General features: G+C 38.4%; 20 protein-coding genes. 15 read left to right on the forward strand and 5 right to left on the reverse strand.

What is annotated here, in order from left to right; genetic code table 11:
* The first annotated feature begins 46 nt into the window (after positions 1-46).
* The 11 genes from rplK (at position 47) to MTP09_RS02965 (ending at position 9701) form a co-directional block, all read left to right on the forward strand.
* A complete protein-coding gene (rplK, locus tag MTP09_RS02915; protein ID WP_243550414.1) occupies positions 47-490 on the forward strand; it encodes a 50S ribosomal protein L11 in 444 nt (147 codons plus the stop codon).
* Positions 491-501: 11 nt separating this feature from the next.
* Positions 502-1194: a 50S ribosomal protein L1 gene (gene rplA, locus MTP09_RS02920; RefSeq protein ID WP_243550415.1), complete on the forward strand. Its 693-nt coding sequence runs from the start codon at positions 502-504 to the stop codon at positions 1192-1194.
* Between the two features lie 18 nt (positions 1195-1212).
* The gene (gene rplJ / locus MTP09_RS02925) at positions 1213-1851 is read left to right on the forward strand and encodes a 50S ribosomal protein L10 (RefSeq protein WP_243550416.1); all 639 of its coding nucleotides are present in this window, start codon (positions 1213-1215) and stop codon (positions 1849-1851) included.
* Between the two features lie 47 nt (positions 1852-1898).
* Positions 1899-2270: a 50S ribosomal protein L7/L12 gene (gene rplL, locus MTP09_RS02930; RefSeq protein ID WP_243550417.1), complete on the forward strand. Its 372-nt coding sequence runs from the start codon at positions 1899-1901 to the stop codon at positions 2268-2270.
* Positions 2271-2388: 118 nt separating this feature from the next.
* Positions 2389-3042 carry a hypothetical protein gene (locus tag MTP09_RS02935; protein ID WP_243550418.1) on the forward strand — a complete coding sequence of 218 codons (654 nt, stop codon included), beginning with the start codon at positions 2389-2391 and terminating at the stop codon, positions 3040-3042.
* A gap of 81 nt (positions 3043-3123) precedes the next feature.
* The gene (locus MTP09_RS02940) at positions 3124-5700 is read left to right on the forward strand and encodes a hypothetical protein (RefSeq protein ID WP_243550419.1); all 2577 of its coding nucleotides are present in this window, start codon (positions 3124-3126) and stop codon (positions 5698-5700) included.
* Between the two features lie 20 nt (positions 5701-5720).
* Positions 5721-6263 (forward strand): hypothetical protein, encoded by a 543-nt coding sequence (locus MTP09_RS02945; RefSeq protein WP_243550420.1) that lies wholly within the window; start codon positions 5721-5723, stop codon positions 6261-6263.
* A gap of 791 nt (positions 6264-7054) precedes the next feature.
* Positions 7055-7432: a hypothetical protein gene (locus MTP09_RS02950; RefSeq protein ID WP_243550421.1), complete on the forward strand. Its 378-nt coding sequence runs from the start codon at positions 7055-7057 to the stop codon at positions 7430-7432.
* Positions 7433-7497: 65 nt separating this feature from the next.
* Positions 7498-8433 carry a hypothetical protein gene (locus MTP09_RS02955; protein ID WP_243550422.1) on the forward strand — a complete coding sequence of 312 codons (936 nt, stop codon included), beginning with the start codon at positions 7498-7500 and terminating at the stop codon, positions 8431-8433.
* A 24-nt stretch (positions 8434-8457) separates the two neighbouring features.
* Positions 8458-9090 carry a hypothetical protein gene (locus MTP09_RS02960; protein WP_243550423.1) on the forward strand — a complete coding sequence of 211 codons (633 nt, stop codon included), beginning with the start codon at positions 8458-8460 and terminating at the stop codon, positions 9088-9090.
* 65 nt (positions 9091-9155) lie between these two features.
* On the forward strand, positions 9156-9701 hold the full coding sequence (locus MTP09_RS02965; protein ID WP_243550424.1) for a hypothetical protein: 546 nt from the start codon (positions 9156-9158) through the stop codon (positions 9699-9701).
* A gap of 202 nt (positions 9702-9903) precedes the next feature.
* On the opposite strand, the gene rpsB is transcribed toward MTP09_RS02965, so the two are convergent.
* From rpsB to MTP09_RS02985, 4 genes are all read right to left on the reverse strand, one after another.
* Complete coding sequence (gene rpsB / locus MTP09_RS02970; RefSeq protein WP_243550425.1) at positions 9904-10668, reverse strand: 30S ribosomal protein S2; 765 nt, start codon at positions 10666-10668, stop codon at positions 9904-9906.
* A gap of 181 nt (positions 10669-10849) precedes the next feature.
* Positions 10850-11236 (reverse strand): 30S ribosomal protein S9, encoded by a 387-nt coding sequence (gene rpsI, locus MTP09_RS02975; RefSeq protein WP_243550426.1) that lies wholly within the window; start codon positions 11234-11236, stop codon positions 10850-10852.
* Between the two features lie 5 nt (positions 11237-11241).
* Positions 11242-11697, reverse strand: coding sequence for a 50S ribosomal protein L13 (rplM, locus tag MTP09_RS02980; RefSeq protein WP_243550427.1), 456 nt, complete (start codon positions 11695-11697; stop codon positions 11242-11244).
* 488 nt (positions 11698-12185) lie between these two features.
* Positions 12186-12518 carry a hypothetical protein gene (locus tag MTP09_RS02985; protein ID WP_243550428.1) on the reverse strand — a complete coding sequence of 111 codons (333 nt, stop codon included), beginning with the start codon at positions 12516-12518 and terminating at the stop codon, positions 12186-12188.
* Between the two features lie 628 nt (positions 12519-13146).
* Between MTP09_RS02985 and MTP09_RS02990 the strand changes: the two genes are divergently transcribed.
* From MTP09_RS02990 to MTP09_RS03000, 3 genes are all read left to right on the forward strand, one after another.
* Complete coding sequence (locus tag MTP09_RS02990) at positions 13147-16509, forward strand: methylmalonyl-CoA mutase family protein (protein WP_243550429.1); 3363 nt, start codon at positions 13147-13149, stop codon at positions 16507-16509.
* Positions 16510-16925: 416 nt separating this feature from the next.
* Positions 16926-17897 (forward strand): adenine-specific methyltransferase EcoRI family protein, encoded by a 972-nt coding sequence (locus MTP09_RS02995; protein ID WP_243550430.1) that lies wholly within the window; start codon positions 16926-16928, stop codon positions 17895-17897.
* Positions 17894-18994, forward strand: coding sequence for an HNH endonuclease family protein (locus tag MTP09_RS03000; RefSeq protein WP_243550431.1), 1101 nt, complete (start codon positions 17894-17896; stop codon positions 18992-18994). The genes MTP09_RS02995 and MTP09_RS03000 overlap by 4 nt, the downstream gene beginning before the upstream one ends.
* 70 nt (positions 18995-19064) lie before the next feature.
* Here MTP09_RS03000 and MTP09_RS03005 read toward each other — a convergent pair whose 3' ends face one another.
* Positions 19065-20177 (reverse strand): ATP-binding protein, encoded by a 1113-nt coding sequence (locus MTP09_RS03005; RefSeq protein WP_243550432.1) that lies wholly within the window; start codon positions 20175-20177, stop codon positions 19065-19067.
* A gap of 203 nt (positions 20178-20380) precedes the next feature.
* Here MTP09_RS03005 and MTP09_RS03010 point away from each other — a divergent pair, with 203 nt between their 5' ends.
* Positions 20381-21517, forward strand: coding sequence for a serine hydrolase domain-containing protein (locus MTP09_RS03010; protein ID WP_243550433.1), 1137 nt, complete (start codon positions 20381-20383; stop codon positions 21515-21517).
* The last annotated feature ends 12 nt before the right edge of the window (positions 21518-21529 follow it).

Genomic DNA, 21529 nt, shown 5'->3' on the forward strand with positions numbered 1-21529 from the left:
TAAATGCTTCCAAACTCATTAATTATTCAATTTTTAAAACAAAAAAATGGCTAAAAAAGTCTTTAAAATGGTAAAACTCCAGGTAAAGGGAGGGGCAGCAAACCCTTCTCCGCCAGTAGGTCCAGCTTTGGGTTCTGCAGGTGTAAACATCATGGAGTTTTGTAAGCAATTTAACGGAAGAACTCAAGACAAGCCAGGACAGGTTTTGCCGGTAGTAATTACCGTGTACGAAGACAAATCTTTTGAATTCGTAATTAAAACCCCACCTGCGGCAATCCAACTTTTGGACGCTTCTAAGCAGAAGAAAGGTTCAGGTGAGCCAAACAGATCCAAAGTAGGTTCTGTATCTTGGGATCAGGTTAAAAAAATCGCAGAAGATAAAATGACAGACCTTAACTGCTTCACAATCGACTCAGCAATGACGATGGTTGCAGGTACGGCAAGATCTATGGGATTGAGAGTAACAGGAACTAAACCAACTAACGCTTAATACTTATTGAAATGGCAAAATTAACGAAAAAGCAAAAAGAAGTTGCAAGCAAACTGGATAAGAACAAAGTCTATAACTTAGACGAAGCTTCTTCACTGGTAAAAGAACTGAACTACGCGAAGTTTGACGCTTCTGTAGATTTGGCGGTTAGATTGGGAGTTGATCCGAGAAAAGCAAACCAGATGGTAAGAGGAGTTGTTTCCCTTCCGCACGGTACCGGTAAGGATGTGAAAGTTCTTGCACTCGTTACTCCAGACAAAGAAGCTGAAGCTAAAGAAGCTGGAGCTGATTATGTAGGTCTTGATGAATATCTTGATAAAATCAAAGGAGGTTGGACTGATGTTGACGTAATCGTAACAATGCCTGCAGTAATGGGTAAATTAGGACCATTGGGTAGAGTATTGGGACCGAGAGGTTTGATGCCTAACCCGAAATCAGGTACTGTAACTATGGAAGTAGGAAAAGCAGTTTCTGAAGTAAAATCAGGTAAAATCGATTTTAAAGTAGATAAATACGGTATCATCCACGCAGGAATCGGGAAAGTATCCTTCGAGCCGGCGAAAATCAAAGAAAACGCTCAGGAACTGATCCAGACTTTGATCAAGTTGAAACCGACTGCCGCTAAAGGAACTTATGTGAAGTCCATCTATCTGTCTTCCACAATGAGCCCTGGAATCGCAATCGATACGAAATCTGTAAACTAATTATAAATCCTAAGGACAATGACTAAAGAAAATAAAGTTGTAGCAATACAAGAGATTAAAGATTTGCTTCAGGATGCAAAAGTAGTTTATGTAGCAGATCTTGAAGGTCTTAACGCTCAGAAGTCATCCGATTTCAGAAGAGCTGCCTTCAAACAGAATATCAAAGTAAAAGTGGTAAAAAACACTTTGCTTCAAAAAGCAATGGAGCAGATCGAAGACGTAGATTTCTCTGAAATGTATGGTACATTCAAAGGAAACTCTGCCTTGATGATTTCTGAAACAGCAAACGCTCCTGCAAAACTAATCAAAGATTTCAGAAAGAAAGATGAGAAACCGGCTCTGAAATCAGCTTACCTACAGGAAACTTTCTATGTTGGTGACAACAACCTTGAAACACTTGCTAACATCAAGTCGAGAGAGGAAATGATCGGAGAAATCATCGGATTGCTTCAGTCTCCAATTCAGAGAGTTATCGGTGCGTTGCAAAACAAGCCTGAAACTGTTGAGGCAAAAGCAGAAGAAGCAGCTCCGGTTGCTGAAGCTGTACCTGCAGAAGAGGCTCCGGTTGCTGAAGCACAAGCTGAAGAAACACCTGCTGCTGAAGCTCCAGAAGCTCCTGAAGCAGCCGCAGAAGGAGAAGCTCCTGCTGCTGAATAATTACACTCAAAAAAATATCATAATCAACAATTAAAAACATTATTAAAATGTCAGATTTAAAAAATTTAGCTGAAACGCTAGTAAACCTAACAGTAAAAGACGTAAATGAATTAGCTGCTATCCTTAAGGATGAGTACGGAATTGAGCCAGCTGCTGCTGCAGTAGTAGTTTCTGGTGGTGCAGGTGGCGGAGAAGCTGCTGAAGAAAAAACAGAATTCGACGTAATCCTTAAATCAGCTGGTGCTTCCAAATTGGCAGTAGTTAAATTGGTAAAAGATTTAACAGGTGCTGGTCTTAAAGAAGCTAAAGATATGGTAGACGGTGCTCCTGCTCCAATTAAGCAAGGTGTGCCAAAAGACGAAGCAGAAGCCCTTAAAAAACAACTTGAAGAAGCTGGTGCTGAAGTAGAATTGAAGTAATTATTACTCAATCATAAAATTTCAAGCGGTATGTCCTAGACTTACCGCTTTTTTTTATGTTTATGTTAAGTTTAAATATATTTCTTAAATAAGTAATTATTTTTACTAATTTTGCAAAGTGAAAAAAAGTTTATTGTGTTCCGGTGCGAATGTAAAAGATTATGCCAATTTAGCTTCTAAATTCTGGCAATTTTCACTTATACTTTTGTTTCTATTTTTAAATTCTCTTTCTGCTCAGGAAGTTCCAATACAACAGCAGGCTTCTTCTGGATTAATTATTATGTCTGGAGATGCTGTTATCTATTCCAAGGATGCTTCTTTTAATGAGCAGATTTCAAAAAGTGAAGCTATACAGCAATATTCTAAAATTGTTAAAATTAGTGATAACGAATTAAAGATTGTTGCTAAAAATTTCGATAAGCCAACTAAAAAACAACAGCCTAAGATTAAAAAAGAAGTTGACTTATTGGCTGCAAAAAAATTAAAAGAAAGTAAGAAAGTAAATGTTCCTCAAAAGAAAATTGATTGTCATTTTTCTGATGGTTATAGAGATAGTCATTTTCTTACGGGAATGGGATCATTAAGAGGTTCATTTTTTCCTCCTAGTAATGATTACCAGTATTCTAAATATGTAGTAGGTTCTAATAATCAGCTTGCAAATACTTCTCTATATTTTCTTTATTCTACAACTCATTTTTCTAATGATAATAGTTCAATAGTACAAGCTAGTATATCTACTTATACTGTGCGACCACCACCAGATTTAGTTTAATCATTGAGCTTTTTACAATAAAATTCTTGAGAAATTAATTTATTTCAAAAGAGTTTAGTTTTTTAACAATAATAAATTTTTATGAAAAAATTAAATCTACTTTTTACAGTAGTGATTCTGCTTGTGGCAAATCAATTGCTATTTTCACAGGCAGTGGATAAACTTTATCTTTCCCTATCGGCAACAGGTAGGGTTTATGATATTACTGGTGTGCCAGCGGCACTGCCTGCTCCATTAGCTACACCAAACTATTCTGGTGGTACTCGAGAAAGAATTAGTAATTTAGCTGTGGGTTATGATACTCCTGGATCGAATCCTACAGGGCTTGTCTTTATTCATTCAAATACTGCTGTGGGAAGTACAATTTATAAAAACACTGTTTCTACGGGTCAGACTACACCGGCTGGTACAGCTCTTATCGGTGGTATTAGTACTAATAACGTTCCGAAAACAGATGGTAACCCGTCAGGTGTAACTTATGGTTTTAGTAACTCTACCAAGAATTTATATCAGATTTATCCTACCTCTGCTAATCTTGGAACTGTTACGGGTGATGCTGCTTGGAACGGAACTGGGGGGAATACTTCAACGATTTGGGCAACAGATACTTTTTTTGATTATCAGAATTTCATTTATGTAATTCTTCAGAATACAACCAATGGAACAACCTTTACAAGATATCTGTATAGAATTGATCCTGCGACCCTAACTGCTACTAGAGTAAGTACAATCGGCGGACCAGTAGGTGCTTATAATGCTTCGGCTACGACAAGTAATAACACAACAGTTGGTAATGTAAGAGGATTAGCATATCTAAATGGTTTGGTGTATGCAGTTTCTGTAAATAATAATACTCAATTAAATTTTTACAGTATTAATATTTCTACAGGAGCATCAACGTATTTAAGAACTTATACAGGTTTAGCTGGTTTAAATGCTTCTAACCAAGATTTGGCTTCTGTTCCATATTATATACCTTTCATTTTCAATTGTGGAGGTGCCAATATACAAGAGACAACTCCATTTGTTGCTGGCGTGAGTTCTACTAAAACTCTAAGAGTGCCAATTTCTACAGTTTACGGACCTGGAACATATAGAATTAATGTTTCGGGACCTGATTTTGCAACCAGTTTTACAGATGTTACAATTACTTCAACTACTACTTTTGTTGACATTCCGGTAACCTACAATGGTACAGGTTCAAGTGGAAACAAAACCCTTACCTATAATATTAATGGAAGCACCACTGCTTGTAGTGTAAATGTTGTGGTAGAAAAAGATACTGATAAAGATACTATTCCTGATTATCAAGATTTAGATTCTGATAACGATGGTATTTTAGATGCGGTAGAAATGTACTGCGATCAAACGATTGCTCCAAACGGAACTTTCCCAGTAAGCAATGGTCCAGCTACAACACCTGCTTATTCCAACCAACTTTTGTTTTTCGATTGGAATGGGGTAACTTTAAGTAATGCTTCTCCTACTGCAACTAAATCTGTGGTTTATAATGGTGTTACTTATACGGCTACAATATCTAATTATACTTCTGTAGGAACTGGTACTCCTAATGCTATGGTTGGTAATGATATTTTAACTTGGAGTGGGCCTTCACAAATGGTAGGAAGATATTATAATGTTAATTCTACAACATTTAAAGAAGCGCTATATATTCCATCTACAGGTTTTACCGGAGTGAATTCATTTAACATATCTGTTACAGCTAGTAAGGATGGTGTTGCTTATCCTGTTGATTTTGTATTCTTTGACGCTGAAACAACTAATAAATCTGCCATTCAAACAGAGCAAATAAAATTTACCAATAATACTGCTGGAACTATTGAACTTCTGGAAAAAACCGGTACCGGAACTATTGGAGCAACAACAGATGGAGTCGTTAATATCACTGGTATAGGTACTAACACTGTAACACTCAATGAAACAGAAACTAGTAATGTTAATGCATTATTATTTGTAAAGGGCTACTCACCATCTGTAAAAGTTGATATTACAACCTCTCTTGGTTCTCAACAAGGTGTAGGTTTTGCAGTAAGGTTAAATTGTGACACAGATAATGATGGCACGCCAAACTATTTAGATACAGATTCTGATGGTGACGGATGTCCTGATGCAATAGAAGGTGGTGATAATATTACTCAAACAATGCTAAATGGGAGCAATGCAATTGGTTCAAATATCTCTGGTACTTTAAATTCACCCGCAATTGCTACAGTAGATGCAAATGGTGTTCCTGTTATTACTAATACAGGTAGTACATTTAATGTGGACGGACAAGCTCAAGGACAAACAGCAGGAAGTTCTGCTAATGCATCTGTAAATGGATGTTATTGCTACAAACCAGCACAAACTTCTGGCACAATTTTAGACACCAACCACGGCATTACAGCTCTTGGTAGAGCTGGTGCAGACAACAGCAATTGGCCTATGGTAAGAAAAGGAGCTTGGACAGCACTTGAAGCCAAAACCAAAGGTTTTGTAGTCAATAGACTTACAGATGCTCAAATCACTGCTATTCCTAGTGCTGATCTTAGAGAAGGAATGATGGTATATAACATTACCCAAGACTGTCTCCAAATCAACATTGATGGTACATCTACGGGTTGGAGATGTTTCAACACTCAAACTTGCCCTGATTAATTATTTAAATTTGAGATAACATGAAAAATATATTTTTAACATTAACCTTATTTTTTGCTACTGCTCTTTCAGCTCAAGTAGCCATAGGAAAAGCTACCGTTTCTTCACCTGCAGTATCATTAGAATTTTATGATAATGCAGATAACACCAGAGGAATTATTCTTCCTTGGGTTACTTCTACAGCTGCAGTAACAGGAGCGGTAAACGGAACATTAGTCTACAATACTGCAGACAGAAAAGTTTATGTAAAGTATGCTTCTGGATGGAGAGATTTATCTGTAGATGCTACTGGTACTACCATAGACCCTATAAATAATGTAGATGGTCTTACGCTACAAAACAGTTTAAATGATTTAGACACCGCCAAAGTAAGCATAGGAACTCCTACTTCTACTCCAGGAATTTTAGTCCTTGAAGATACTAATAAAGCGATGGTTTTGCCAAAAGTAGCTTCCCCACATCTTACCATAATCAATCCTGCTCCTGGTATGATGGCTTATGACACCGTAAAAAATCAACTCGCTGTTTTTAACGGAAAAGTCTGGACTTTTTGGAAACCGTAGTTTTATCAAAAAAGTAGAAAATGAGCGGCAGGTAATACCTGCCGTTTTTTGTTAAAATCTTTGCGCTGTTTCAGATATTTAGCTAAATTTGCAGAACACAAAATGAAAAAAAATGAGAAAACACTATTCTTTGAAGGGTGTTTTATTTCCGGCGAATCCTGCAGTAATCTTCTGTTGGTTATTCATTTTTTTTTCCAGTTTGCTCCATTCCCAGATTTATGTTCAGGGAGGCGAAAGTGTAATCGCGGAACAAGATTCAGCTCTTCTTGCTAATGCCGAGGTGGTTGAGTTCCTGTAAAAGTTTTCAAAACTGAGGAGGTTAAAAAGCCGGTTATTGCTAAAAATGCCGAGGAAAAAGCGATTTCGCAGGAAAAGACAAAGATTGCAAAAGCTTCCAGGGAAAAAATCCGGGAGATTCAAAAAAACACGATAAAATCTGAAGTTTTCTATCAAACTCAGAAAACGCAGAACCAATTTTTCCTGTTAGGAAGTTTTGCGAAAAGCAGTGCTTCATCTACAAATAATTACAAAGATCAAAAAGCTTTAGGGTTTCATTATACCGAAAATTCACACTTCATTTTTTCAGGAAGCCATCACACAACATTCTACAGAAAATTTACTAAATTATCGAATGCACCCTTGCTTTTTTCTGTGCGTCCTCCTCCGTCGCAGCAAGAATTTGCTTAAAAACTAATGACCTATCATTTAATAATTTAATTTTTCGACGATGAAAAAATACTCTTTTATTTTTTGTAGCGCCTCCTATTTTTTAATTTTTTAATCCGACACAAATGAAAAATTTAGGAACAAAATATATTGTGTTCGCTTTTTTATTCTTGCTTTCTCTTAGTGCAAATGCGCAAACATGGATTACTTGGAATAATCAGGCGACAAAATCCAATATAATCAAAGGAACTGCTGTTGTTGGGGGAGTTACGGTTAATGCCACTATAACTGTAACCTCTAATACAACTTCAGGTGGCTCCTATCCTTCAACTACTCAAGATAACAGTATCTTGATAAGCGGAAATAACTGGAATACTATTCTTGGCTCTTTAGGAAACTATCAGTCCAATTTGGGTGTGCCTGCTACAAATAATTTTTTATCAGTAATCATAATTCTGTTAGATATCCCTCTGTTACTGTTTATTTTGATCAGCCAGTTATAATAAGCAAGTTTGGTGTAGATGATCTTGATACTGGTGGAGGTTGTTGTTGGAACGAATCTCACACCATGTCAGGTTATACATTTACCAGTACAAGTAGTAGCAATTGGGTTGATTCTCCGGCTCCTACTGTTACAAATTCATCAGTTATATTTAGTTCTGCGACCACCAGTACTGGTTCTACCCCAGGAAATGGTTATGTAGTTTATAATGGTGTTGCAGTACTGCCAGCATATACAAATGTTGTATTAACTTACACCGGGCAGAAATATGGAACATATAATTCTAGTAATGAAAATAATGGTTATGCAATTGCGCTTTTGCCGCCATGTACTACACCTGCAACTCCAACAGTTACTACTACTGGTGCGACCTGTACTTCTGCAGGAACCGCAACAATATCTAATTACAACAGTGCTTTAACCTATACTTTTTCGCCAAGTGGACCATCCGTTGGAGCAGGTGGTGTGATTTCTGGTCTTACTGCTGGAACTTCCTACACCGTAACAGCAACTGACGGCAACTGTACCGCAACTTCTACTTCATTCAGGGTCGCTGCACAGTTGTCGGTGCCAACCGCGACGGTAAGCTCGACTTCGCCAATCTGTTCAGGTCAGAACGCGGTATTCACCATCACGGGAACACCAAATGCGGTGGTTACCTACACGCTTAATGGTGGAGCAAATACCAACGTGACTTTGAGCTCAACCGGAACGGCAACAGTTACCGTAAACGGAGCAACAGCCAACCAGACATTGACCTTGGTTTCTGTGAATAATCCGACTACAAAATGTTCTGCAACGTTGAGCGGAAGTTCAACGGTGACTGTGAATCCATTGCCGACGGCGACGGTAAGCTCGACTTCGCCAATATGTTCAGGCCAGAATGCTGTGTTCAACATCACAGGAACACCAAACGCGGTGGTTACTTACAATATAAACGGTGGATTAAATACCGTAGTTACTTTAAGTTCCACAGGAACCGGAACAGGAACTGTAAGTTGAGCAACTTCAAATCAGACACTGAGTTTGGTTTCAGCTATTGCAAATGGTTGTTCACAAACCATCTCAGGTAGCTCTACAGTTACAGTAAATGCACTTCCGACAGCTACAGTGGTTGCAACGTCACCAATCTGTACAGGTGAAAATGCAGTGTTTACAATTACTGGTACGCCAAATGCGGTGGTTACCTATAATTTGAATGGTGGAAGCAATACCACGGTAACATTTGATTCTGCAGGATCAGCAACTGTAACGGTAAATGCGGTAACAACAAGCCAAGTGTTGAATGCTATTTCTGCAAGTAATCCGGCTACAAGTTGTGCCCAAAATCTGAATGGAACGGCTACAGTGGTAGTAGAACAGTGTGCTTGTCATAACGATCCTAACACTTCAACAGCAGGATTGCCGGTGAAACACGGTATTACGCTGCTAAAAAGAGCCGGAGCGGATAACGGAAACTGGCCAATGCTTAGAAACTCGGCACATACAGCATTAGAGTCAAATGTGAAAGGTTTTGTAATCACCAGAATTGCTACCGCAGATTTGCCAAATATTACCAATCCTGTTGAAGGAATGATGGTGTATGATACAACGGCAAAATGTTTGAAATTATTTGCAGATGGTGTTTGGAGCTGTTTCAATACCCCTGCTTGTCAATAATAAAACAAGGATGAAGTGCCTGATAAGTTCGGGCACTTTTCCCAATAATTTTAAATACTAAAAAAATGAAAAATTTAATCATATCAGCATTTCTTTTGATCAGTGCCTCAGTCTTTTCACAGACGATTATTGGGGACAATATTGGTACCGCAACCGACAAGACTTCTGTTTTGCCCGAGTTTGCCAATACGAATAACAAGGGAATTATTCTTCCATATGTTCGTGTTTTACCTGTTGCGCCGTCAGAAGGGACAATTCTTCTGGATTCTACTAATCCGCTTGCAGCAAGGGTAAAATACTTCAATGGAAGCTGGGTGGATCTCAGTGGTCAGAATGCGAATGTTACTACAGCGTTGGTAGATCAACCGACTGTTGTACAGGCGCCTGAACTACCGGTTGCAAAAACAATTATCGGTGCGGTGAGCTCATCTGCCGATGGAGTATTGGTTCTTGAATCTGCTACACAGGCAATGTTGCTTCCAATTGTTTCGGACGTAAACAATATTCCGAATCCATCGCCGAGAATGATGGTTTTTGTAAATAAAGCCGGAGCAAAGCGACTTGCGGTTTATAATAGTGCGAAGTGGTCTTTTTGGAAACCTGCTTCTTAACCAATCTCTTTCTCATAACAATAGCCGTCCCTGTATTTGGGGCGGCTATTTTATTTTGAGGAAACTTCTATGAATTTTCACCTATGAAGAGGTTACGAAGAGCGTAACTTGGCAAAATCTAACGCAGCTTTTCCATCCAAACCCAATAAAGAAAAAGGGCTCAGAAATTCCTGAACCCTTTTTTGTATTGCTAAGAATTATCTTATTCCGCTGCATCGAAATCTGCATCAGCATCAGCTGAAACTTTTTCGCCTTCTTCTTTTGATTTTTCTTTTTCAGCTTTTCTTTGAGAAAGTCCTTCTTTGATAGAATCTGAAACTACTGAAAGAATCATGTCGATCGCTTTGGAAGCATCGTCGTTTCCTGGGATCACATAATCTACTTTTCTTGGGTCCGAGTTCGTATCAACGATCGCGAATACAGGGATTCCCAATTTTTTAGCTTCAGTTACCGCGATGTGCTCGCTCATGATGTCAACCACGAAAAGAGCAGAAGGAAGACGCACCATGTCTGCGATTGAACCCAAGTTTTTCTCAAGGTTCGCTCTTTGACGGTCAACCTGCAATCTTTCTTTTTTAGACAAAGTTTCGAAAGTTCCGTCTTTCTTCATTTTGTCGATGTGGTTCATTTTCTTCACTGCTTTACGGATGGTAACGAAGTTGGTCAACATTCCTCCCGGCCATCTTTCAGTGATATAAGGCATGTTCAGTTCAGTTGCGTGTTTTGCAACCACTTCCTTAGCTTGCTTTTTGGTAGCTACGAAAAGAACTTTTTTGCCTGCAGAAGTGATTTTTTCCAAAGCGTTACAAGCTTCGTCCAGTTTTACTGCTGTTTTATGTAAGTCGATAATGTGAATACCGTTTTTCTCCATAAAAATGTATGGAGCCATATTTGGATTCCACTTTCTGGTCATGTGACCGAAGTGTACACCTGCCTCTAAAAGGTCTTTAACATTTGCTTTAGCCATGTCTCTTTTTTGTTTTTAGTTTACGTTCCGCTTTTTTGCAATCAACTCGTCTTTAGATGGGAGAGGAGTTTGGATGCTAAACTAAACGGGGCATTTTTGATTAGATAATAGATTAATAGACTTGAGACACGAGATAAATAGTCTCCACACTCTTGTCTTTTCGTCTCCTGTCTCCAGAAGATTAACGTTTAGAGAACTGGAATCTCTTTCTTGCTTTCTTCTGTCCTGGTTTCTTTCTTTCCACCATTCTTGCGTCTCTGGTAAGCAATCCGTGAGGTTTAAGCATTCCTCTGAATTCTTCGTTGATTTCGCACAATGCTCTGGAAAGACCCATTCTGATCGCTTCTGCCTGACCTGTGATTCCACCGCCGAAAACGTTCACTGTAACGTCATACTGACCTACAGTTTCAGTTAAAAGGAATGGCTGGTTGATTTTGTAAACCAACACGTCAGTTCCGAAGTATTCTTTCGAATCCTTTCTGTTGATGGTGATGTTTCCAGAACCTGGCTTTACATAAACTCTTGCAACAGAAGTTTTTCTTCTTCCGATTTTGTGAACTGTTGACATATTAATTATTTGAATTCGTTAATATTAATTACTTTTGGCTGCTGCGCTTCGTGCTTGTGTTCAGATCCTTCATACAGGTAAAGGTTTTTGAACAGCGTAGTTCCCAGTTTGGTTTTAGGAAGCATTCCTTTTACAGATTTCTCTAAAACTTTCAGGGGATCTTTTTTCAGAAGCTCTTCAGCAGTCTGAGACTTTTGTCCACCAGGATATCCGGTGTGCCAAACGTAAGTTTTATCAGCCCACTTGTTTCCGGAAAGGGTCACTTTCCCAGCATTCAAAACGATCACGTTGTCTCCGCAGTCTGCGTGAGGCGTAAAATTCGTCTTGTGCTTTCCTCTCAAAATCTTGGCAACGTTGGAAGCAAGTCTTCCCAACGGTTGACCTTCAGCGTCTACCACAACCCATTCTTTATTAGCGGTAGCTTTGTTCGCCGAAATTGTTTTGTAACTTAATGTATTCACACTTTATCGTTTACGGTTAAACATAATTTTCCCTTTAAGGGTGTGCAAAGGTATGGATTTTTTTCGAACCAGAAAAATTTTTTGAAAGAGTTTGGAGCCGTAGATTATTTCTTTAATTACCAATTTCTTATAGCTCGTCTGCCTTTATTATTATAGAACAAAAACCAACACTAATTTCGATTTTGGTATATTACTAGTGTTACAGTTTTAAAATGAAGTCTTTTTTTAACTTTTCACTAAAAACACATCTATATATATTTAGAGAAAGAGTTAATTTTTTATCAGCTCTTTTTTTCGTTTGAGGAGCTAATAACTTGTAATTTTTATTAAAGAAGATATTAGGTCGGAAATTTTCTTTACCCCAACCCTAAAGGGCGGAAAATTTCCCTTAAAATAAACCTAAATTTGCTCCTTTTAGGGTCGGGGTAATCAAATTTAGGTTTATTACTTTACAAGAAGGTTCTAAGCTTTAACGAAGTTGAGACGGATTATTTCCTTAATGAATTCGAACTTCGGAAACTCGCAATAAGGTAATACGCTACAAATACCGTAGAAAACTTGATCACCGATGGCACCGCTTTCTCAAGGTCAAAAATCAAAGCTCCAACAAGAACCATTAAACCCATCGCTGCGAAAGAGATGATAAACTTCTTTGCCAATGTAAATTTTTCATCATCCAGAAAATAGGCGATTCCCCAAGCTAAACCGAAGGCGATTCCATAGAACAGCTCGAGTTTCCAGCCCTGGCTTCCCAATAAGAAGTAGTTCAGTAGAAAACTGATTGCCGTTCCAAGTAAAAAGTAGGAGAGTGCTCGCTGCATATCGTAATTTTCTGCAAAAATAAGTTTTTTAAGCGATTCTCGTTTTTGTGGAATTTGGGGTTAGTTTCGCTTATCAAAGCTAAACAATGTAATAATGATCCATTGGTGTTGCAATTTCCTTTTGCTAAACGAAGTGCCATTGCGATCATCGGTTATGCAGTCAGGAACACAAATTTTCATTGCGTCTTTGCGATAATGATCCACCTATATACATAATTCATTAACCAGACAAATGTGAATTTTTATCTTGCCAAATGAAGTGTTCTTTGCGAGAAAAAAAGTGTGACAGGTTCATATAAAGCTTTGTGACTTTGTGGTTAATATTTACTTACGAGAATCTTAAGCGAATTTGCCGAAGTAACTAAAGAAATTTGATGTTTATTTATGTGGGATTTTTGTCTGCAATTGCTAAATGAAATGCCATTGCGCTCTTAAAATATGCATTTTATTGATAAATTTTCGTTGCGATCTTTTGCGAGAAAGAAAAGCACCGCAGGTTCATATCAAATTTTTTTTAGCTCACAGATTAGTGATTTTATACGTTTTAAACTGATTTAAATATCAAGTTTTTAATACTTCTCGCAGATTCCGTATTTTTGAAAACTTACATTTTTTTCTAAAATTCTTTATGGAAACCTCAAAGTACGAACCTAAAAACAAAGTAAGAATCGTAACCGCTGCCTCGCTTTTCGACGGGCACGATGCAGCTATCAATATTATGCGCCGCGTCATTCAGGGAACGGGTTGCGAGGTGATCCACCTCGGTCACGACAAATCTGCGGAAGAAGTAGTGAACACCGCGATTCAGGAAGATGCGAACGCAATCGCACTGACTTCTTACCAAGGCGGACACAACGAATATTTCAAATACATTTACGACCTTTTAAGAGAAAAAGGCGCTCCGCAGATCAAGATTTTCGGTGGGGGAGGTGGAGTAATTCTTCCCGAAGAAATTAAGGATTTAATGGATTACGGCATCGACAGAATTTATTCTCCAGACGACGGCCGCGAACTCGGATTGCAGGGAATGATCGATGATTTGGTGAAAAAATCCGACTTCGCAACAGGAGAACATATCACCGTTTCGGATTTGGATAAAATTTCTTTTGAGGATTCAAAATCGATTGCACAGGTTATTTCCGCCGTAGAAAATTTTTCTGAGGAAAAAGAAGATTTGGTAAAAGCGATTGATGAAAAAGCTAACGGTTCCACCATTCCGATTATTGGTATCACCGGAACAGGAGGCGCCGGAAAATCATCTCTCACCGATGAAATCGTCCGCAGATTCCTCCGTTCAAATCCTGATAAAAAAATCGCGATTATCTCTGTGGATCCTTCCAAAAAGAAAACGGGGGGCGCGCTTCTCGGCGACAGAATCCGGATGAATTCCATCAACGACAAACGCGTGTATATGCGTTCGATGGCGACGCGTGAAAACAATGTTTCGGTTTCGCCTTACATTCATTCCGCCTTAAATGTTTTGAAAATTGCCCAACCCGATGTCATTATTCTGGAAACTTCTGGTATCGGACAAAGCGGTTCAGAAATTACAGAAATTGCCGATGTTTCGATGTATGTAATGACGCCGGAATACGGAGCATCCACACAGTTGGAAAAAATTGATATGCTGGATTATGCGGATTTAATCGCTTTAAATAAATCTGACAAACGCGGTGCTTTGGATGCGCTTCAGGCGGTAAGAAAGCAGTTTCAGAGAAACCATACCCTTTTCGACAAGCCTTTGGAAGAAATGCCGGTTTTTTCCACAAAAGCAAGCCAGTTCAACGATTGGGGAACGACAGAAGTGTATAATGCGTTGATTAAAAAAGTAAATAATAAGTTTGAAAACATTGGCTTTCAGGAATATGTGGAGCAGAATGTTTCCGACGATACCACGGTAATTCCGCCAAAACGCGTGCGCTACCTTTCCGAAATTGTGGAAAACAACAAAGGCTACGACAAAACCGCTGAAGAACAGGCAAAAATTGCCCAGAAACTCTATATGATTGACGGTGCAAGGACTTTCCTGACCGATGATGAAGCCGCAGCAGAAAAACTCGAAAAAGTTTTCATAAAAACCAAAAAAGATTTAACCGAAGAAAATACGGCATTCCTACACGGATGGCACAATTTCAAAGAGCAAATGAAGCAGGACACGTATTCCTACTTTGTTCGCGGCAAGGAAATTAAGGTGAATACCACTTCCGAGTCGCTTTCCGGGTTAAAAATTCCAAAAATTGCCTTGCCGAAATTTCAGGATTGGGGCGACCTCATCCGTTGGAAAAGTCAGGAAAATGTTCCCGGAGAATTTCCTTACACCGCGGGAATTTATCCGTTCAAAAGAACCGGAGAAGACCCAACGAGAATGTTCGCCGGAGAAGGCGGCCCGGAAAGAACCAACCGCCGTTTTCACTACGTTTCTGCGGAAATGCCTGCAAAAAGGTTATCTACAGCATTCGATTCTGTAACTTTATATGGCCAAGATCCTGCTTTACCGCCCGATATTTACGGAAAAATTGGAAATGCGGGAGTTTCTATCGCGACATTGGATGATGCCAAAAAACTGTATTCCGGGTTTGATTTAATTAATGCGCTTACATCGGTTTCGATGACGATTAACGGTCCGGCTCCGATGCTGTTGGCGTTTTTTATGAATGCAGCCATCGATCAGAACTGCGAGAAATACATCGAAGAAAATAATCTTTGGAGCAAAGTTGAAGAAAAATTAAAGGCAAAATTCGACGATAAAGGCCTGAAAAGACCAACGTACAACGGCGAACTTCCGCCTTCCAACAACGGCTTGGGCTTAAAACTTCTTGGAATTACAGGTGATGAAATTTTAGACGCCGATGTTTACGAAAAAATAAAGGCTGAAACGATTGCCACCGTTCGTGGAACGGTTCAGGCAGACATTCTGAAAGAAGATCAGGCGCAAAATACCTGCATTTTCTCTACGGAATTTGCGTTGAGATTGATGGGCGACGTTCAGGAATATTTCATCAACAATAAGGTGAGAAATTTCTACTCGGTTTCCATTTCAGGTTACCATATTGCAGAAGCGGGTGCCAATCCGATTTCACAGTTGGCATTCACTTTGGCAAATGGTTTCACCTACGTCGAATACTATCTTTCAAGAGGAATGGATATCAATGCGTTTGCTCCTAACCTTTCCTTCTTCTTCTCGAACGGCGTAGATCCGGAATATTCGGTGATTGGACGTGTGGCAAGAAGACTTTGGGCAAAAGCGATGAAATACAAATACGGCGCAGATGAACGTTCCCAAATGTTGAAATACCACATCCAAACTTCCGGTCGCTCGCTTCACGCACAAGAAATTGATTTCAATGATATCCGAACAACTCTTCAGGCATTGTATGCGATTTATGACAACTGTAACTCACTGCATACCAATGCTTATGACGAAGCGATTACGACTCCAACTGAAGAATCCGTAAGAAGAGCGATGGCGATTCAGCTGATTATCAACAAAGAATTAGGTTTGGCGAAAAACGAAAATCCGCTTCAAGGTTCTTTCATTATTGAAGAATTGACCGATTTGGTGGAAGAAGCCGTTTACTCAGAATTCGACAGAATTACCGAAAGAGGTGGTGTTCTCGGTGCGATGGAAACGATGTATCAGCGTTCGAAAATCCAGGAAGAATCAATGCATTACGAGTGGCTGAAACACACCGGAGAATATCCAATCATCGGTGTCAATACGTTCCTTGGAAAAGACGGTTCGCCAACGATTCTTCCTCGTGAAGTGATCCGTTCAACTGAAGAAGAAAAGCAGCTTCAGATTTCCAATTTGGAGAATTTCCAGAATGCGCATTCCGATAAATCAGCAGAAATGCTCGATCAACTTCAGAAAGCAGCCATCAACCAACAGAACTTATTCGAAGTGATGATGGAAGCCGGAAAACACTGTTCGCTTGGACAGATTACGAATGCGCTGTTTGAGGTTGGCGGGAAATATAGAAGGAATATGTAAGAGTTGGAAGACGGAAGTCCGAAGATAAAAATCTCCTGAAAATTTTGGGGAGCGGCAGAGCCGCGAAATATTGGTAGAGAAAAGATTACAACATTTAATGAAGCCACGGAGTGGCGGCATATTGGTTAAAAACGAAACAATAAAAAAAGAAAAATATAGATAAACAGTAAAATAATATAAAAATATTTGAGCATTTGCTCTTATTCTCTAGAATCGGAAACCTAGGAAATTTCTAAAAATCACACGAGAATAAGTCTGCGAATAGTTCACGCTCTTGGGGCGTGGACTGTTTCGTTTGCGCTTATTGTGTGATGGGTTCTCCTAGGTGCCACGATTCTACGTAAGCAAAAAACGGCAGTTCATTGCCCTTTTTGCTTGTCGAAAGTTTAAGAGTTATTGCAGTTAACTCTTAAAAAATGGCAAAAAAATCTTTAAACAGCAATCTTCATCAGGCAAAAAACAATAAGAAAGATGAGTTTTATACACAACTTTCCGATATTGAAAGGGAACTTAAACATTATAAAAGTCATTTTAAGGGAAAAACTGTTTACTGTAACTGCGACGATCCGAGAATCAGTAATTTCTTTCACTACTTTTCCTACAATTTTGAAAAACTTGGTTTAAAAAAATTAATCACTACTTGTTACAAAAACCAAGATCGCGATCTGTTCAGTCAACATAACACTGAACAAGCCATTTCTTTAGAATATACCGGAGATAAGAATGGAGACAACATTCCTAATCCCGAAGAAATTGGAATCCATTATCTTAAAGGTGACGGCGATTTCAGAAGTCCTGAGTGTATAGAACTTTTAAAACAAGCAGATATTGTTGTGACCAATCCACCTTTTTCTCTATTTCGCGAATACATTGCACAACTCATCGAATACGATAAAAAATTTATAGTAATTGGACATCAAAATGCAATTACATACAAAGAGATTTTCACATTACTTAAAGAAAACAAGATTTGGCTTGGTGCAGATAATGGAGGAACAAAATGGTTTAAAGTAAATGATGACTACGACATAAAAACTGAATCTCGAAAAAAAACAGAAAATGGTGAAAAGTTTTTTAGCATGGGCAGTATTGTTTGGTTTACAAATCTTGACATTATGAAACGTCACGAACGCTTAATTCTCTATAAAAGTTATTCGATAGATGAATACATAAAATATGACAATTACGATGCTATTAATGTTGATCGAGTTGCCGAGATTCCTTTTGATTATGATGGAGTGATGGGTGTCCCGATAACATTCTTGGATAAATACAATCCTGAACAATTTGAAATAGTCAAATTCCGAAAAGGCAATGATGATAAAGATTTATCAATTAATGGCAAATGTCCATATTTTAGAATTCTAATCAAACACAAAAAACTATGAACATAGAACTTAAAGAAATTACGATTCGTGAATTAACCGAAGGTTATCACGACAATGAAGAACAGGGCGTTGTTGGCTACGGTGGAAAATTAGATATTCGTCCGCCTTATCAGCGTGAGTTTATTTATAAAGATAAACAGCGCGATGCAGTAATTGATACTGTAACCAAAAACTTTCCACTAAACGTAATGTATTGGGCTGTTCGTGAAGATGGCAATTATGAGGTTATAGACGGACAGCAGCGCACTATTTCGATAAGTCAATTTATTGAAGGTGACTTCTCTACAAAAATCGGGTCTTTTCCAGAAAACAGAGGTTTTCACAACTTGCAGCAAAACGAAAAAGAACAAATCCTGAACTATAAATTAACGGTTTACCTGTGCAGCGGAACCGACAGCGAAAAACTAGAATGGTTTAAAACCATCAACATTGCAGGAGAAAAACTTACCGACCAGGAATTGAGAAATGCGGTTTACAGTGGAAGTTGGGTTTCGGATGCCAAAAGATATTTCAGCAAAAACGGCTGTGCTGCTTATGGTTTGGGAAGTGATTATTTGGTAGGTTCGCCGATTCGTCAGGATTATTTGGAAACTGCGATTAAATGGATTTCCGAAGACCAAATCGAAAAATATATGGCGGAAAACCAACGTCAACCGAACGCAAACGAATTGTGGCTCTATTTTCAGTCTGTCATTAATTGGATAAAAGCAACATTCCCCATTTATCGCCGTGAAATGAAAGGAATTGGTTGGGGATTTCTTTACAACCGCTTTAAAACTCAGAATTTTGATCATAAAAAATTAGATGAAGAGATTTCAAGACTGATGCAGGACGAAGATGTCACCAATAAAAAAGGAATTTACGATTACGTTTTAACCCGAAACGAGAGAACTTTACATATCCGTGCCTTTTCTGAAAATCAAAAAAGGGAAGCATTTGAAAGACAAAACGGAATCTGTGTAAAGTGCGGAGAACAATTTAACATTAACGAAATGGAAGCCGACCACATTACACCGTGGCACGAAGGCGGAAAAACTTCTGCCGAAAACTGCCAAATGCTGTGTAAACTGGATAACCGATTAAAATCTGGAAAGTAAAGTTTCGGAATCTAACGCAATCTCCTGAAAATTGTGAGAGATTTTCTTTCTGCAATAAATTCATTTTGTTCTAAAGATACTCCCAAAAATTATCCCTATTGACGACGAATGTATTTTCCGGATGGTATTTTTCGGTAAATGACTTGGTGAATTTTACTTTTCGTTTCGGGCTGTATTTTATTTCGTAGGCATTGATTTTTCCTTCATTGAGTTCCAAATAATCGATTTCTGCCTGTTGTGTGTTTCTCCAGTAGTGCATTTTTCCGTAAAATCCATTATAATTTAGACGCTTGTATTTTTCGCTGATGAAAAAATTCTCAAAGAGCTCTCCTTCGTCATTCCGTGAAATAAGAGGCGAAAACTGACCGATGATTGCATTGCGGATTCCATTATCGTAAAAATAGATTTTGGGTTTTGATGTAATCTCATTCCTTTGATTGGTCGAGAAAGGATAAAGCCGAAAAACAACAAATGCTTTTTCAAGCAAATCAATATAATTTACTACGGTAAGCCGGTCGATTCCAATAATTTTTGCAATTTCATTATAAGAAACTTCGCTGCCGACCTGTAAAGCAAGTGCGTTCAGAAGTTTCATCAAGACATCGGGTTTTCGGATATCTGTCAGTTCAAGAATATCTTTATACAGGTAACTCCCGGAAAGTTCCAGCAACACTTTTTCCTTCTGCCTCGAAGTGACCACTTCCGGATACATTCCGTAAATCAGGAATTCTTCTAACCGATTGATGGCCTGTGCAAATGTAAACTCATCCCTCACTTCCTTCCACGACAACGGAAAAAGATGATGTTCCCATTTTCTTCCGGTTAACGGCTCATTGATTTCATTTCCCAATTCCAATGAAGAAGAACCCGTGATGATAATCTGCTTATCGAGTTTTGCATCCACGAGAATCTTCACCGCCAATCCAATATTTTCGATGCGTTGTGCTTCATCAATAAACAAAACATCATAATCTGAAACAAGATTCATCAGGAAGTTAGTGGATGCATCCGAAAGTTGTAAACGTGTTTGCGGATCGTCTCCATTAAGGTTCAATGCTTTCTTATCCTGAATTAAACTTTGAATCAGCGTAGTTTTTCCAACCTGACGCGGACCTAAAAGAACAATTGCTTTTTTATTGTCCCAGTCTTCTTTAATGTTTTTACTTAGTTCACGCGCAATCATATCACAAATATACGATATTTTAGGGTTGTAATCACAATTAAATATAATATATTAGGATTATAATCTCATAAAAATACAATGTTTTATGATTGTAATCTCAAAAAACTATAATATTTTGTGATTACGATTGCGCAAAGATAGAAAACAACTACTGTTTGATGATGTTTCAATTTGAAAATATTATTTTTATCAAAAATTCCATCGTGCACAAAATACAGTATTTATTATTTTATCTTCTTTTTATTATGGTTGTTTCCTGCAAATCCGAAGCAGAAATGAAAGCCGACGAATCTGCAAAACGTGCCGCGATTATTGACAGTACGGTCTTTAACTTTCAGAAAATTTATCTGAAAAATCAGATCGATTCGGTTTTTGCAAAAACTGGGTTTAACGGAAATATTTCTGTTTATCAAGCTAATGAAAAGATTTACGAAAAAGAAAATGGATTCATGGATTTCAGTACAAAATCCAAACTCGACAGCAATTCTGTTTTTGCGATCGGCTCTTTATCCAAGCAGTTTACAGCGGTTTTGGTTTTGCTGCAGGAAGAACAGGGAAAACTTTCAACTAAAGATTTAGTTTCAAAATATTTGGATGAATTTAAAGGAGAATCATTTAAAAACATCACTGTTCACCAATTATTAAATCACACTTCAGGTTTGAATGATTTTGGAAGCAGTTTACTTTCCAAACCCGGTGAAAAGTTTAATTATTCTAACAAGGGATTTCGCTATTTGGGAGAATTGGTGGAGAAAGTTTCAGGGAAATCTTACGATGAAAATGCCAAAGAACTTTTTGCAAAAGCGGGAATGAGAAATTCTTCAACCCCAAATTTATTTCAGGGAAAAGATTTTGCAGGTGCGTATACAGGAAATTCCAATAATTTTCAGAAGATTGACAACATGCCGAAACGACTTGCTGACAAAGAGATTTCAGTTGCTGCAGGTGGAATTTTATCCACCGTTCCCGATCTTCACCGATGGAATGATGCGCTTTACAACGGCAGAATTCTAAAACCCGAATCCCTGAAAGAAATGACCGAGAAATCCGCCGACCGAAATCACCCGATCCTCGGGAAAATGGGTTACGGTTTTGGAATTATGATGAATCCGCAAAAACCTGTCGCGTATTTTCATACAGGTTACGTGAAAGGTTCGCCGTCGCTGAATATTTACTATCCCGAAACAAAAACTTCGGTCGTTATCCTCTCCAACATCGCCGATGAATCCAAAGGGAAAAATGCGGTTTTCATTCCACATAAGGAGGTGAAAAAAGTGATGGATGTGATCGAGAATTCAGTGTTTGAGCTGAGAAAGGAAATGTTGAAACCGAAGAATTAATTATTTTTGTCC

The organism is Chryseobacterium suipulveris (assembly GCF_022811685.1).
GTDB classification, from domain to species: Bacteria; Bacteroidota; Bacteroidia; order Flavobacteriales; family Weeksellaceae; genus Kaistella; species Kaistella suipulveris.